The organism is Bacillus sp. PAMC26543, from assembly GCF_014250375.1.
Lineage (GTDB): Bacteria > Bacillota > Bacilli > Bacillales > Bacillaceae > Bacillus > Bacillus halotolerans.
In genome coordinates this window covers 1742294-1757068 of sequence record NZ_CP060193.1, presented here as the reverse complement: position 1 = coordinate 1757068, position 14775 = coordinate 1742294, and the positions used below count along the sequence as shown (strand labels likewise).

At 45.7% G+C, this 14775-nt stretch carries 14 protein-coding genes; 2 read left to right on the top strand and 12 right to left on the bottom strand.

Features of this window, described 5'->3' with window-relative positions:
• Positions 1-9: 9 nt before the first annotated feature.
• The 8 genes from H7F27_RS08960 to H7F27_RS08925 form a co-directional block, all read right to left on the bottom strand.
• A complete protein-coding gene (locus H7F27_RS08960; protein ID WP_101861013.1) occupies positions 10-1428 on the bottom strand; it encodes a bifunctional 2-methylcitrate dehydratase/aconitate hydratase in 1419 nt (472 codons plus the stop codon).
• A 14-nt stretch (positions 1429-1442) separates the two neighbouring features.
• Positions 1443-2567, bottom strand: coding sequence for a citrate synthase (mmgD, locus tag H7F27_RS08955; RefSeq protein ID WP_185848842.1), 1125 nt, complete (start codon positions 2565-2567; stop codon positions 1443-1445).
• 31 nt (positions 2568-2598) lie between these two features.
• Positions 2599-3738, bottom strand: coding sequence for an acyl-CoA dehydrogenase (locus H7F27_RS08950; protein WP_024121994.1), 1140 nt, complete (start codon positions 3736-3738; stop codon positions 2599-2601).
• 28 nt (positions 3739-3766) lie between these two features.
• Positions 3767-4633 (bottom strand): 3-hydroxybutyryl-CoA dehydrogenase, encoded by an 867-nt coding sequence (locus H7F27_RS08945; RefSeq protein WP_185848841.1) that lies wholly within the window; start codon positions 4631-4633, stop codon positions 3767-3769.
• Between the two features lie 25 nt (positions 4634-4658).
• Positions 4659-5840, bottom strand: coding sequence for an acetyl-CoA C-acetyltransferase (locus tag H7F27_RS08940; protein WP_095713253.1), 1182 nt, complete (start codon positions 5838-5840; stop codon positions 4659-4661).
• A gap of 123 nt (positions 5841-5963) precedes the next feature.
• The gene (locus H7F27_RS08935; protein WP_185848840.1) at positions 5964-6707 is read right to left on the bottom strand and encodes a glycerophosphodiester phosphodiesterase; all 744 of its coding nucleotides are present in this window, start codon (positions 6705-6707) and stop codon (positions 5964-5966) included.
• A gap of 89 nt (positions 6708-6796) precedes the next feature.
• Complete coding sequence (locus tag H7F27_RS08930) at positions 6797-7417, bottom strand: N-acetylmuramoyl-L-alanine amidase family protein (RefSeq protein ID WP_095713255.1); 621 nt, start codon at positions 7415-7417, stop codon at positions 6797-6799.
• Between the two features lie 22 nt (positions 7418-7439).
• Positions 7440-7730, bottom strand: a complete 291-nt coding sequence (locus H7F27_RS08925) for a hypothetical protein (RefSeq protein ID WP_024121999.1) — start codon at positions 7728-7730, stop codon at positions 7440-7442.
• 328 nt (positions 7731-8058) lie between these two features.
• On the opposite strand from H7F27_RS08925, the gene H7F27_RS08920 reads away from it, so the two are divergent.
• Both H7F27_RS08920 and H7F27_RS08915 read left to right on the top strand, forming a co-directional pair.
• Positions 8059-8193, top strand: a complete 135-nt coding sequence (locus H7F27_RS08920; RefSeq protein ID WP_024122000.1) for a hypothetical protein — start codon at positions 8059-8061, stop codon at positions 8191-8193.
• A 72-nt stretch (positions 8194-8265) separates the two neighbouring features.
• A complete protein-coding gene (locus H7F27_RS08915) occupies positions 8266-9384 on the top strand; it encodes an NADH-dependent flavin oxidoreductase (protein ID WP_103672295.1) in 1119 nt (372 codons plus the stop codon).
• Between the two features lie 563 nt (positions 9385-9947).
• Here the strand turns inward: H7F27_RS08915 and spo0A are convergent.
• From spo0A to argR, 4 genes are all read right to left on the bottom strand, one after another.
• Entirely contained in the window at positions 9948-10751 is an 804-nt protein-coding gene (gene spo0A / locus H7F27_RS08910) for a sporulation transcription factor Spo0A (RefSeq protein WP_010334880.1), read from the bottom strand.
• A gap of 275 nt (positions 10752-11026) precedes the next feature.
• Entirely contained in the window at positions 11027-12304 is a 1278-nt protein-coding gene (spoIVB, locus tag H7F27_RS08905) for a SpoIVB peptidase (RefSeq protein ID WP_101861021.1), read from the bottom strand.
• Positions 12305-12478: 174 nt separating this feature from the next.
• Positions 12479-14209, bottom strand: a complete 1731-nt coding sequence (recN, locus tag H7F27_RS08900) for a DNA repair protein RecN (RefSeq protein ID WP_101861022.1) — start codon at positions 14207-14209, stop codon at positions 12479-12481.
• Between the two features lie 35 nt (positions 14210-14244).
• Entirely contained in the window at positions 14245-14694 is a 450-nt protein-coding gene (gene argR / locus H7F27_RS08895) for an arginine repressor ArgR (protein WP_010334883.1), read from the bottom strand.
• Positions 14695-14775: the final 81 nt, after the last annotated feature.

The following is a 14775-nucleotide window of genomic DNA, read 5'->3' as shown; positions in this document are numbered from 1 at the left end:
GTCCTCCTTTCACATACAGAACATATCGACAAAATCGTTTACACGCATCGTTTGTAATGTTTCAGAGCTGGTGCAGCGCTTGTAAATATGTTTTTGCTGCTTCTCAGAAAAATGGGTTTTGAGATTCGCAGAAAACTTTTCTAACAATTTTGGCACAGCCTCGCCTCTTCGAAAACGATGGCCCAGCGGAAATTCACATTCAACCATCTCTGTACTCGTTCCGTCTTTAAAATAAATCTGAACGGCATTTGAAATGGAGCGTTTATCTGGTTTGAGATAATCTTCCGTATATGCTTTGTTTTCAGTCACTTCCATTTTTTCTCGAAGTTTATCTATTCTTGGATCACTTGCCGTATCAGCCTCATAATGCTGTGCAGTGATATCACCGAATATTAAACCAATCGCTGTGATGTATTGCAGACAATGATCGCGATCCGCGGGATTATGCAGCGGGCCTTTTTTATCAATGATGCGAATAGCTGATTCATGCGTTCTGATAACAACACGGTCAATTTCATCGATACGGTCTTTGACATGCGGATGAAGAATGACGGCACACTCTGCCGCTGTCTGGGCGTGGAATTCCGCAGGATAAGAGACTTTGAACAACACATGTTCCATGACATAAGCGTCAAGCGGGCGGGCGAGCTTGATCTCTTTCTTGTTGAATAATACGTCTTGAAAGCCCCAGCCCGGAGCGGTCAAAGCTGTCGGGTAACCCATTTCCCCTTTTAATGCCATCAGTGCGAGATGAACGCCCCTGCTGGTCGCATCTCCTGCGGCCCACGATTTGCGCGAGCCTGTATTAGGCGCATGCCGGTATGTCCTCAAGGCTGCATTGTCAATCCAAGCATTCGAAAGCGCATGATTGATTTCTTCCCTTCCGCCGCCCAGCAGCTTTGCGGCTACAGCCGTCGTTGCCACCTTGACAAACAACACATGATCAAGCCCGACTCGGTTTAAGCTGTTTTCTAAAGCCAGCACACCTTGAATTTCGTGAGCCTTGATCATCGCTTCAAGGACGTCGCGAACCGTTAATGGCTCTTTTCCTTCAGACAGCCTCACTCTTGATACATAATCAGCCGCCGCAAGAATGCCCCCCAAGTTATCTGACGGATGCCCCCACTCCGCCGCAAGCCATGTATCGTTGTAATCAAGCCAGCGGATCATACACCCTATGTTAAATGCTGCCCGTACAGGATCAAGAACATATGACGTTCCCGGCACTCTGCTTCCGTTTGGCACACTGGTTCCTGGCACAATCGGGCCGAGCAGCTTGGTGCATTCGGGATAGCGGAGCGCTAAAATCCCGCAGCCGAGTGTATCCAGCAAAACGTGACCTGCCGTTGTAAACGCTTCCGAACTCGTAATCTCTTTCTCAAGCACATAGTCTGTTATTTCTTCAATGACATGATCCGTTTTCAGCATTCGACCAATTCCTTTCATGATTTGAATTTGTTCTCATATCGCGGGCCGGTATAGCGGACACGCGGGCGGAACAAGCGGTTATTGGTATGCTGTTCAATCACATGTGCGCATAAGCCTGCCGTTCTCGCACTGAAAAAGACAGGTGTATACAACGGAATTGGTATGCCAAGCATCCAATACACCGGGGCGGCGTAATAATCCAAATTCGGATAAAGCCCTTTTTCCCGCTCCATCAGCTGCTCCCCTGCTTCACACATTTCGTATAAACGGTGATCTCCGGCTCGATCGCATAATTGCTTAAGCGCTTCTTTCATCATTAGCGCTCTCGGGTCCATTTTTTTCATGTACACTCGGTGGCCGAAGCCCATGATTTTGTCTTTTTTTCTCAGTTTTGATAACAGGATTTGTTCAAAATCAGGCTTTGTTTTAGCCTCCAAAAGCATATACATGACCGCTTCGTTTGCGCCTCCATGAAGATTCCCCTTCAAAGAAGCTACAGCTCCTGTCAATGCGCCATAAAGATCCGATTGTGTTGAAGCAATCACCCTGGCCGTAAAGGTTGAATTCGGCATCTCATGCTCACTGTACAGAATGAGTGAACGGTCAAAGATCCGCTCTTCCAATGCGGACGGTATTTTCCCTGTCATCATGTATAAGAAATTCGCGCTGTAGGAAAGGTGCTGAAGCGGGGGAATCGGTTTTCCTTTATTTATCTTTCTATAGCTGCTTGCTGTGAGCGCAGGCATTTTCCCTAAAAGCTGATAGGCGCGCTCCTTGTTTGCAGAAGGCGACCGATCGTCAATTTGGCGGTCGTAGCCGGCAAGAGCCGATACCCCGGTTCGCAGACAATCCATCGGATGAGTATATTCAGGCAGCAGCTCAAGAAGACGGACAATGTCAGCAGGCAGGTTTGAAGCGCTGTTGACCTTCCTTTTGACCGTTTCCGTTTCATTTTCATCCGGCAGCCTCCCCTCCAGCAATAGATGCACCAGTTCTAGATAGCTTTTGGTTTTTGAAAGATCAATTAAATCATAGCCTCGAATCAATATCTGGCTGTACTGTGTGTCAAGATAAGAAATATCCGTTTCTGCCGCGACGACCCCGTCCAGACCTGGAGAAAAATGCTGTTTACCATCCATATTCTCAACCTCCGCTTTGCGTTATTATCTGTCAGATTGCGCCAAGCAGGTGCTTGGAAATAATGAGTCTTTGAATTTCATTTGTACCTTCATAAATTTGTGTTACCTTTGCATCCCTAAGCAGCCGTTCGACCGGATAATCCTTCATATAACCATATCCTCCATAAATCTGGACTGCCTCAAGGGCAGCCTTCACCGCTGAATCGGAAGCAAATTGTTTAGCCATGGACGCTTCCTTTCCGCAGGCCAGGCCGCGGTTATGGAGATCTGCCGCATGATAGACAAGGTGCCTTGCCGCCTCTGCTCTTGTCGCCATATCGGCGAGCTTAAACGATATGCCTTGATTGGCTGCGATAGGCCTGTTGAATTGGACACGCTGTTTCGCGTAAGCAACCGCATATTCTAGGGCAGCCTCTGCGATTCCCAGCGCTTGTGCTGCAATGCCGATGCGCCCCACATTCAGATTCGCCATCGCAATTTTAAATCCATCGCCCTCTTCGCCCAGCAAATTCTCTTCCGGCACTTCCGCATTTTCAAATATCAGCTCTGTTGTATTGGACCCGTGAAGCCCCAGCTTTCTTTCTTTTTTGCCGACTGTAAAACCCGGTGTGTTCTTTTCAACAATAAAAGCCGAAATCCCGCTCCTGTTTTGGCCTGGAGCAGTTAAAGCAAACGTAATATAGAGGTCAGCGGCACCGCCGTTTGTTATGAAAATTTTCGATCCGTTTAAAATATATTTGCCGTTCTTTTTGATTGCTGTGGTGCGAAGGCTCCCGGCATCCGATCCAGAGTAAGGCTCAGTCAGCGCAAATGCACCCAAGTAGTTGCCTGAGGCGAGTTTCGGTATATATTTCACTTTTTGCTCTTCGTTTCCGAAGTACAAAATCGGATTTGTGCCCACTGAGGAATGAACCGAAAGAATGACACCGACCGCCGCGCTGATTTTAGAAATCTCATGAATGGCCAAAATATAAGAAACAACGTCCGCTCCAGCGCCGCCATACTGTTCCGGCACTGGTATTCCCATCAAGCCGTGTTCACCCATTTTCTTCATTAGCTGAAATGGAAATTCATCTGTTTTCTCCATGACCTCCGCAGCAGGAGCAATTTCTTTTCGGGCAAAATCACGCACCATCTTTCGCATCATGACTTGCTCTTGGGTTAAATGCAACTCGGCCACCCCCGGATTGGAATTGACTTCAGGTATTCTTCTCCTCGCCGTAATGATAAAAGCCGCGTCCGCTCTTTTTGCCGAGCCACCCTGCTTTGACGTACTTACGAAGCAGCGGGCAAGGACGGTACTTGGAGTCTCCAAGCCCGGAGTGAAGGACTTCCATTATCGACAAACACGTGTCCAGCCCGATAAAATCAGCTAATTTAAGCGGACCCATCGGGTGATTCATGCCAAGTTTCATAACCTGGTCTATTGCGTTTGGCTCAGCTACCCCCTCATAAAGACAATAGATGGCTTCATTAATCATTGGGAGAAGCACACGGTTGGAGACAAATCCGGGAAAATCATTGACTTCGACCGGTGTTTTCCCCATTTTTTCCGCTAATGCCGTAATGGTTAATGCCGTTTCATCTGATGTCGCCAGGCCGCGAATGACTTCAACCAGTTTCATAACAGGGACGGGGTTCATAAAATGCATGCCAATGACATGTTCTGGACGATTTGTGACAGCTGCAATTTCTGTTATAGGCAAGGAGGATGTATTGCTGGCCAAAAGCGTATGAGCCGGGCAAATATGATCAAGGTTTTTGAACAATTTAGTTTTTGCCGTCATGCTTTCTGCAATTGCTTCAATCACAACATCCGCATGCTGCGCCTCCTCCAGCGCCGGGGAAAGCGAAATACGGCTGATAACAGCCTTCACTTCAGCCTCCGTCTTTCTTCCTTTTTCAGCATCGCGGGTCAAATGCTTTTTTATGTGCTGAAACCCCGTTTCCGCTGCCTCAGGATTTAAATCATACAGCCGCACATAAAAGCCGGCTTCAGCCGCTGTTTGGGCAATTCCGCTTCCCATCTGTCCGGCGCCGGCTACCATGATATGTTTGATTTCCATGCAAATCCCCTTCTCCGTCAATGTTTTAATGAACTTGAACCAACACAGCGTCTCCCTGAGCCGCCCCGCTGCAAATAGCAGCAATACCCAGTCCGCCTCCCCGGCGCTTTAATTCGTACACAAGTGTCATCAAAATTCTCGCACCGCTAGCGCCGATCGGATGGCCCAGCGCAATTGCTCCGCCATTTACGTTTACTTTTTCAAGATCAAACCCGACGATTTTTTCACATGTTAATACAACAGATGCAAATGCTTCATTGACTTCAAAAAGATCAATATCCTGTAATGTAAAACCGGTCTTTTTCAGCAGCTTGTTTATTGCATATCCCGGAGCAGCCGCAAGCTCATGCGCTTGCATTCCGGCTGTTGAAAAACCAAGAATGGTTGCAAGAGGACGCTTTCCAAGTTCAGCGGCTTTTTCCTCAGACATTAATACAAATGCTCCCGCTCCGTCGTTGACTCCCGGCGCATTGCCGGCTGTAATGGATCCGTCACTCGAGTATATCGGAGATAGTTTCGCAAGCTGATCGAGAGTGGTATCGCGGCGAATCGCTTCATCTTTGTCAACAATGTTTGTTTTTCCTTTCCGGTCAAACCAGCTGACAGGAACAATTTCTTCATCAAACTTTCCTTCATCAGCCGCCTCGGCCGACCGCTTATGACTTCGAAGGGCCCATTCATCCTGCTCTTTACGTGAAATTCCATATTCCTTGGCCGCCGTATTTCCGTGAACGGCCATGTGCACTTCATCAAAGGCGCACATTAATCCGTCATAAACCATTAAATCCCTTAGCTCACCGTTACCCATCCGCGCGCCCCAGCGGCCAGCGGGAACAGCATACGGAATATTGCTCATGCTCTCCATACCTCCGGCAACAAGAATGTCCGCATCATGCGCCCGAATCATTTGGTCACATAGAGTGACAGCGCGAAGGCCGGAGGCGCAAACTTTATTCAGCGTTTCCGATGGCACACTCCAAGGCAGTCCGGCTATACGGGCAGCTTGCCGGGAAGGTATCTGGCCCGCACCGGCTTGGACAACCATACCCATGACCGCGCCTTCCGCCTGATCTCCAGAGACTCCGGCACGCTTTAACGCCTCTTTCATAGCAGCGCCCCCGAGTTCAGCAGCTTTTACTTCTTTTAATGCCCCGCCAAATTTACCAAACGGGGTTCTCGCAGCACTTACAATAACTGTTTTCCTCATAGTGTCACCTCAAATCAGAAGATAGACAGCGCTTACATTTCTTGATGTCTTCTATGAATGTATGCTTTGAAACAGGTATGAATGAATGAAAAAAGAAGGCTGCTCCGGCAGCCTTCTTGAAAACTAATTTCTTCTATTCAATTTCTTAGCGATGGCAGCAGCTCGCTCAGGAAAATCTGTGAAAATGCCGTCTGCTCCCATTTTCATCAAATGCTCCATATCGTCTGGCCGATTGACTGTAAAAGGCCTTACCTTAATCGAACTGTTCCGCATTTGCTCCAGCATTTCATCCGTTACCGCCGGACTATGCAGCTTTGGGTGGTAGCCGGCTGCCGGAATAGATTTTACATATTGATCAGCCTGATAAAGCACATCTGAGGTTAGTACCGCCCGCTCAATATGGGGTGCCAGCCGGCCGCATAACGCTAAGCTTTCATGATTAAATGCGGACAGAATCGTTCTTTCTTCTATTTTAAATCGCTTTACTGCCTCAAGCACTTTTTCTTCCATTCCTTCATAGCGGATCACGCTGTTTTTCAATTCAATGTTAATCAGAAAATCCTTTTTTTCAGCCCACGAGAGCACGTCTTCAAGCAGCGGCACCCTTACATCGCCGACTGTTTGATGATGACCGGCAGCCGCATCCGCGGATTTCAAGACATCGTACACCGTGTCCTTTACGAAACCTTTTAAGGATGTCGTCCGGTCGAGCCTTTCATCATGAATAACGACAATACGTCCGTCTTTTGTCAGCTGAACATCAAGCTCTATTCCGTCTGCTCCGTCTTCAATCCCTTTTTCAAATGCAATCATTGTATTTTCGGGATAATGACCTGATGCCCCCCGATGGGCAAAAATCTTTGTCATTGTTTCACCTCAAGCCTAAAGTTGCCCGTTTTCTTCATTATACTGATTTTGGCCTTGTCACTCTAGAATTAAGGTTTCTTGTACTCAGACTATTGTGCGTAATAAGAATCGATCCCCGCGACAATCGCGTCTGCAGCTTTTTCCTGATATACTTCACTCCCAAGCTTGTCCGCATCAGAGCTGTTTGTAATAAATCCAAGCTCAGCCAGCACGCTCGGCATTTGTGAATATGTAATGACATAAAAATCTGATTCTTTCACACCCCTGTCTCTTGTTTGCAAGGATGATACCAGCTCTGACTGAATATCCGATGCCAGCCGCTGACTGTTTTCCGCTTCATAATCAGACTGAAAGTACGTTTCCGTGCCTGAAGCGGAGGAAACGCCCGAATTCACATGAATACTGACAAAAAGATCGGCATGGTTTGCACTTGCTTTTGCCACTCTTTCCTCCAAGGTCAGAAAATGATCATCTGTCCTTGTAGCGATAGGATTCGCTCCTTCCGCTTTCAGCTTGTCCACAACATGACGGGAGACAGCCAAATTAATATTTTTCTCTAAGAGCCCGTTTCCGACTGCCCCGCTGTCTTTGCCGCCATGGCCGGCATCAATATATACCGTCTTCCCTGCTACCGGCTCTGCCGCTTGCGCACAGGGTGCGAGCATAAAAGCCAATCCGCATATCGCTAAACTCCTCCATAACATTCTCAACGTTTCTCCCTCCGGTCTGTCATTACGAATTCTTTTGCTGAATATCTTCCAGCTGTAAGGTTCCGTTCTCTTTTTTTATATATTTCACCTGGACATTTGTGTGATCTGGCAGATCCTCACAATCATCGCGCTTGTCTCTTGGAACTTGTATCATGGTTTCTTCTCCGTTAAGGGAAACAGCGATTGTATGAGGATCGGCCGAGCCGATGTATTTGCCCTCTTCTGTAAACCTCGGGGCTGATTCATCCGCGCTTGCAATACTGCATCCGGAAAGCAGCAGTACAGTAAACAGAAATAGACCAGCTTGTTTCACATGATCACCTCTTCCTGATGTTTGGCTTTTATCTTTGACCAGAATGGCGGATTTGTAAAGCTTGCACAAAAGCCGGCACAACATTTCCATGATTTTCAAAAGGGCTATCTGACCTGCTGATTTCCTGTTGTTAGAAAGAAAGCAAGCGGATCTGTCTATGAGGATGTCTCTAAAAGAGCAGCATTTTAGAAAAAATTAGCTGAAAGAAACAACTTTATATTCATTTTTAAAAAAATTGATGAATACGATGAGCAGATGGTTTGACGGAAGGGTTGGGCAGGCGTAAGCTTTTAAAGAATATTTACTTTACAGAAAGAAGTTACAGCTCATGAAAAAATTCGTTCTGCTGCTAGCCGCGGCGGTCATCACTTGCTCCATTGGCCATCAAATCAAAGGCGGCTACAAAAGCCCCGAAAAAGAGCGAAGAAAACCACATTCGGCACTCAAGATATTCAGCCGGTGAAGCAGATTGAATGCATCAAATTTTACATATAGGCTAGAATATGTGCGAATCCAAACGAAAGAAGATGATCTTATGAATCCAAAGTACAAACCGCTCTTTGAATCATTTACATTTCGAAGCGGCGTTACGATTGACAACCGGATCGCGGTTGCTCCAATGACCCATTATTCTTCCAATGAGGATGGCACGATTTCTGAAGCGGAGCTGGACTATATCATCCCCCGTTCAAAAGAAATGGGAATGGTGATTACAGCATGCGCAAACGTCACGCCTGATGGAAAAGCGTTTTCCGGACAGCCGGCCATCCATGACGATTCAAATATTGCCGGGCTAAAAAGATTAGCCCAAGCCATTCAAGCACAAGGGTCAAAAGCGATTGTGCAAATTCATCACGGCGGAATTGAATGCCCTGCTGAGCTCGTTCCGAATCAGGACGTTGTCGCGCCAAGTGACGTGTCTGATAACGGCAAACAAATGGCCCGCGCCTTGACAGAAGCAGAGGTTGAAAACATTGTGAAAGCTTTTGGAGAAGCGACAAGACGCGCCATTGAAGCCGGCTTTGACGGTGTCGAAATTCACGGTGCAAACGGCTACTTAATTCAGCAGTTTTATTCCCCAAAAACAAATCAGCGCACAGACCGCTGGGGAGGAAGCGATGAGAAACGATTAGCCTTCCCGCTTGCTATTGTGGATGAGGTGAAACAAGCAATTGCCGATCACGCGAAAGATGAATTTTTAGTCGGCTACCGCCTGTCTCCGGAAGAGCCAGATACACCGGGACTGACAATGACAGAAACCTTCACGCTTGTTGATGCCTTAGTAGAAAAAGAACTGGATTACCTCCATATTTCATTGATGGACGTCAACTCCAAAGCGCGCCGCGGGGCAGACCCGACACGTACGCGCATGGACTTATTGAATGAACGTGTCGGACACAAGGTGCCTCTGATTGCTGTTGGTTCCATCCATTCTGCTGATGACGCGCTTGCTGTGATTGAAAACGGTATTCCGCTAGTGGCGATGGGGCGTGAAATTTTAGTTGATCCTGATTGGGCTGTAAAAGTAAAAGAAGGACGCGAAAAACAAATTGAAACTGTGATAAAAGGGACAGACAAAGAAAAATATCACTTGCCTGAGCCGCTATGGCAAGCGATTGTGAACACACCTGGATGGGTTCCTTATAAAGATTAATTTGATGTGACTGCCGAAATGTTTCGGCAGTCTTTTTTATAAAAAAAGACCCTTAGGAAAGGGCCTTTTCGTCAATCGAATAGTTTGTGCACATATTTAAGTGGCAAAATGAGAAGCTGACCAATTCCTTCGGTTAGAAAATCGAACAGCAGTCCGTCACGTTTTCTCTTTTTCATGATATGTCTTCTTTATACCTCAATTGCTCTTTTTGCTACGAACATACAGCGGAAAAGGTTTCAATCCGTTTTTGACTTTCTGTTTCTCATGGTCCAACCAACGAATATACATACGACCATTGCAGCAAATGAAATGAAGTCAATCAGCATACCTATTTTGTGTGACTCCACGATGATGTTTGAATTGACACAAAGCGAAAGGATAAATATAGCCATCAGCAGCCCGTACTTTTCACACATTTTCGATCACTCCAAGCGTATAAACAAATATTCACCCATCTACCGCATTCATTATAACAGATTTATCCAAAAACAAAACGCCTCCTATTTATCAGCGGAAACCAATAAATAAAAGACGTTTGATTTAAGTGCTTTTGCTGATCATGCTTAAGAAGCCTTATGCTCTAATCTCAGCTTATCTGCAACCATCGCAATGAACTCTGAATTTGTAGGTTTTGCCTTCGTCATGCTGACTGTATAGCCGAACAATGAGGAAATGGAATCAATATTCCCTCTGCTCCATGCCACTTCAATCGCGTGGCGGATCGCTCTTTCTACACGGCTAGCGGTTGTGTTGAATTTTTTGGCGATGTCCGGATAGAGGACTTTTGTAATACTGCCGAGCAGTTCGATGTCGTTGTACACCATTGAGATCGCTTCACGCAGATAGAGATAGCCTTTAATATGTGCAGGGACGCCGATTTCATGGATAATGCTTGTGATGCTCGCGTCGAGATTTTTCCTTTTTGGTTCAGGCTGGCTGCTGCGTATAATGCTGCTTTGTGATGACGGCGCGCGATGCGTCACACTGCTGGCATTTCCGCTGACCTGGCGAATATGGCCGACAAGGTTTTCCATATCAAACGGTTTGAGAATAAAGTAGGACGCTCCTAAATCGACGGCCTTTTTCGTGACATCTTCCTGCCCGAAGGCTGTCAGCATGATGACGTTTGGCTGTTTTTTCAGATCGGATTCTCTCAGTCGCTCTAAAACAGCAAGTCCGTCCAAATGAGGCATAATAATATCCAAGACGAGCACATCAGGATCTTTTTCTTTAAATAGCGACAGGCATTCCTGTCCGTTATACGCAACTCCGATGACTTCCATGTCTTCCTGTCCTTCTATATATTCACTCAACAGGCTTACCAGCTCTCGATTATCGTCAGCAACACAAACTTTAATTTTCTCCACGTTTCTTCCTCCCCCAATGTAGTTAACAGGATTCCACCTTGCTACATGTTTACATTCGACAAAACCGCTATATACCCTCTAAAAAAAATCATAACTAACAATAATAGTGGCATATCTTCGTTATTCTATGTTTTTCTCTATTTTTCGACTAAAAATGAAATTTGACAAATAAGGAAACGTGAATTTGTCGAAAAATCTTCTTTTGTTCATTTTAACGTATGTATGATGAGAAGTGAAGAGGGAGAAAAGCAAAAAAACTGCCGGAGATCCGGCAGTCAGCTTGCTTTTTCTTTTCCGTAAATATCGATTCCTGCTTCAGACAGCATCCATTCAATATGCACACCGTAACCGCTTGTCGGGTCGTTGACAAACACATGGGTGACAGCGCCGACGACCTTTCCATTTTGAATGATTGGGCTTCCGCTCATGCCTTGTACAATGCCGCCTGTTTCCTTCAGCAGTCTCGGATCGGTAATTTTCAAGACCATTCCTTTTGTAGCCGGAAACTTTTGCTGTGTCGTGCTGACGATTTCGATATCAAATTTTTCTACCTTATCATCATCAATGACCGTTAAGATTTCCGCAGGCCCTTTTTTCACTTCACTTGAAAAGGCAACCGGCAGCGCCTTATCTGATATTTTGTTTTTAATCGGCTGATGTAACGTGCCGAAGATTCCAAATGGGCTGTTTCTGTTAATGTCCCCGATCGTTTTGCGTTCAGAGGAAAATCGCGCCAGTTTTTCTCCAGGATTTCCGCCTGTCCCTTTTTCAATTGATGTCACAGTCGATTTGACAATTTCTCCATCTTCCACGACGATTGGTTTTTTCGTATCCATATCGGAGATCACGTGGCCAAGCGCTCCGTATTTTTTTGTTTTCGGCTCATAAAAAGTCATCGTGCCGATGCCCGCGGCAGAATCCCTGATATATAAACCGATTCGGTATTTGCCTTCAGCTTCATCCTTTTGAGGAATCAGCTTTGTTTTGATCTTCTGTTTATCACGTTTGATCAGCAAATCAAGTGACTCTCCGGTGTTTCCCGCCTTTTGAATAAACGGGGCAACATCATTCATTTTTTCAATTTTCTGTCCATTCATCTCAATAATAATGTCGCCTGCTGTAATACCTGCCGATTCACCAGGGGATTTTTTCCCTTCGCTTGTGTTAATTTGATGAAATCCGACGACAAGGACTCCCACGGAATGAAGTTTGACACCGATGGATTGCCCGCCCGGTATGACTTTTAAATCCGGAAGAACTTGCACTTTTGTTTTTTTAATTGGAAATCCGGCAAGATCATATACTAATTCTGACTGGCCTGATTTTTTGCCTGTGACTTTGATTTCATGCGGGTCTTTCTCAACTGTAAACGCTTCTGATGATTTTTCCTGGGCGTTTACCGATAAACTCGTTTCAATGGCTTGTGTTTGGGTTTCAAATACTCTCATTTGCGTTGGAATCAGTAAATACTCTTTTAATGGTTTGCATAAACCTACACTTAATAACGAAACAAGGAGAATTAAACCTATTGCTTTTCTGATGTTATCCGGCATTCACTACTTCACTCTCCTCGCTCCTACCCCACACCTTCTTTATGAATTGCTGCTACATCATTACTTTTGCCTTCTCAGCCCTTATTTATAACTGTCTTATAAAGAAAAACATTGGATATACTGATGAACGAATGGATGTGTATACAAAAAAATAAGCTGCGCATATCGCGCAGCTTACCCAGTTGTTTTGACTTGATCCGCTTGTTTTAACAGCTCTTTCGCATGGCGTTTCGTCAAGTCTGTGACTTCGACTCCTGCTATCATGCGTCCGATTTCCGTCACCTTCTCTTGTTTAGTCAGCGGCTTTACACGCGTCGTCGTTCTTCCGTCTTTTAATTCTTTCGCAATGTAAAGATGGGTATCGGCCATGGCTGCTACCTGAGGCAGGTGCGTAATGCATAGCACTTGTGATCCCATCGATACTTTGTGAATCTTTTCAGCAATAGCCTGAGCGACCCTGCCGCTTACGCCTGTATCTACCTCGTCAAATATAATCGAGGTAACGTCCTGCTGTGAGGAAAAAATGCTTTTAATGGCAAGCATGACCCTCGACAGCTCTCCGCCGGAAGCGACTTTAGAAAGAGATTTCAGCGGCTCGCCCGTATTGGTGGAAATTAAAAACTTCACCAGATCAATCCCTTGTTCAGTGAGCTGAACAGGCTGTCCGTTTACGACCGGCGCTTCCTCATCGCGGGTCGCCGTTCTGACCTTAAACTCCGTATCGAAAGTCGACTTTTCCATATATAAGCTTTTCAGTTCACGATGGATTTCCTCAGCCAGCTTTTTCGCCCACGTTTTTCGGATTCGGGATACGTTTGCCGCTTCTACTGCAACATCTTTACCAACCGAATCCAGCTCCTGCTTCAGGCTTTGCAGATGGCTGTCTCTGTTTTCAATTTGATCAATCTCTTCTTCAATTTTAGAAGCATATTCTAAAATATCCTCAACGGTTGCCCCGTATTTCCGCTTCAGCTGCTTGATCTCATTAAGACGCGTCTCAATAAAATTCAAGCGCTCGGGGTCATATTCAAGCTCATCCAGCATATTTCTCATCTGAAATGTAGCGTCCTCTAAAAGGTAGTAGGAGTTTGAAACACTCTCAGAAAGTTTTTGCAGCGGTTCGTTAATATCGGATAAATCTTCAAGCTGAGACGACGCCATTCCGACCCAGTCCAGCCCGCCCTGCTCGCTGCGCAGCGCGTTATAAGCATTTTGCAGTGATTCAAATATTTTCTCGAAATTTGAAATTTGCTGGCGCTCTTCTTGCAGCTGCTCATCTTCGTTCAGTTCAAGCTTTGCTGATTCGATTTCTTCCAGCTGAAATTGAATCAGATCAAGCCGGTGTGCCATTTCCTGCTCACTTTCAGAAAGCTGCTTCAACTTTTTAAGCAGCTTCATATATCGCTGATAGCCTTCCTGATACGCTTGAAGTGCGCTTTCCACTTCGGCTCCCGCAAACTTGTCCAAAAGCTGAAGATGGTTTTCGTCCTCCATTAACAGCTGGTTATCGTGCTGCCCGTGAATATCTAATAAAAGCCTGCCGATTTCTCTAAGCGACGCAATCGTTACAAGTTTGCCATTAACCCGGCATACGCTTTTTCCGTTCGTGCTGATATCCCTTCTCATGACGATCATTTCATCTGAAACGTCAATCCCCTGTTCAGCACAAACGTCAAAAACGGGATGGCCGCTATCTAACAGAAACAGCCCTTCAAGCTCGGCTTTTGTTTCTCCATATCTGACAAATTCAGATGAACCGCGGCCACCGACCAAAAGTGAAATGGCATCTATGATGATGGATTTGCCGGCTCCGGTTTCTCCTGTTAAAACCGTAAGCCCGCGTTCAAAAGAAACCGTCAGTTCCTCAATAATGGCAAAGTTTTTAATCGATAATTCAGCTAACAAACAGCATTACACCTCTTATCTTTGTTAGATTTCCTTTACAGCAGCTCTAGGAGCCGGCTTTTTACGCCGTCGGTATCTTCAGGAGTCCGGCAAATAATTAAAATAGTGTCATCTCCGCAAATGGTCCCCATAATTTCGTCCCAATCCAGATTGTCCATAAGCGCTCCGATTGCCTGGGCATTGCCCGGCATGGTTTTCAGCACAATCATATGGCTTGCTGAGTCTATTTTCACAAAAGCATCCATCAGTGACCGTTTCAGCTTAGACAGCGGATTGAAACGCTGGTCCGCCGGTAGGCTGTATTTATATGAGCCGTTATTTGTCGGCACCTTCACAAGGTGAAGCTCTTTAATATCACGTGAAACCGTGGCTTGTGTCACCTTGTATCCATCCTGCTTCAGCATGTCGACCAATTCATCTTGGGTTTCGATTTCATTGCTTGTAATGATTTCTCTGATTTTGATATGCCTCTGGCCTTTGTTCATGTAAGCACCTCTATTTCCAGCTTATCTGTTCTTATATGGTATATGATTCTCCGCAAAAAGTACATGAATGCAGAAAAAAGG

Bases quoted from the DNA above. Each gene is read 5' to 3' on its own strand.
- H7F27_RS08960 (WP_101861013.1), bottom strand. From the start codon at position 1,428: ATGCTGAAAACGGATCATGTCATTGAAGAAATAACAGACTATGTGCTT.
- mmgD (WP_185848842.1), bottom strand. From the start codon at position 2,567: ATGGATGGTAAACAGCATTTTTCTCCAGGTCTGGACGGGGTCGTCGCG.
- H7F27_RS08945 (WP_185848841.1), bottom strand. From the start codon at position 4,633: ATGGAAATCAAACATATCATGGTAGCCGGCGCCGGACAGATGGGAAGC.
- H7F27_RS08940 (WP_095713253.1), bottom strand. From the start codon at position 5,840: ATGAGGAAAACAGTTATTGTAAGTGCTGCGAGAACCCCGTTTGGTAAA.
- H7F27_RS08935 (WP_185848840.1), bottom strand. From the start codon at position 6,707: ATGACAAAGATTTTTGCCCATCGGGGGGCATCAGGTCATTATCCCGAA.
- H7F27_RS08920 (WP_024122000.1), top strand. From the start codon at position 8,059: ATGAAAAAATTCGTTCTGCTGCTAGCCGCGGCGGTCATCACTTGCTCC.
- H7F27_RS08915 (WP_103672295.1), top strand. From the start codon at position 8,266: ATGAATCCAAAGTACAAACCGCTCTTTGAATCATTTACATTTCGAAGC.
- spoIVB (WP_101861021.1), bottom strand. From the start codon at position 12,304: ATGCCGGATAACATCAGAAAAGCAATAGGTTTAATTCTCCTTGTTTCG.
- argR (WP_010334883.1), bottom strand. From the start codon at position 14,694: ATGAACAAAGGCCAGAGGCATATCAAAATCAGAGAAATCATTACAAGC.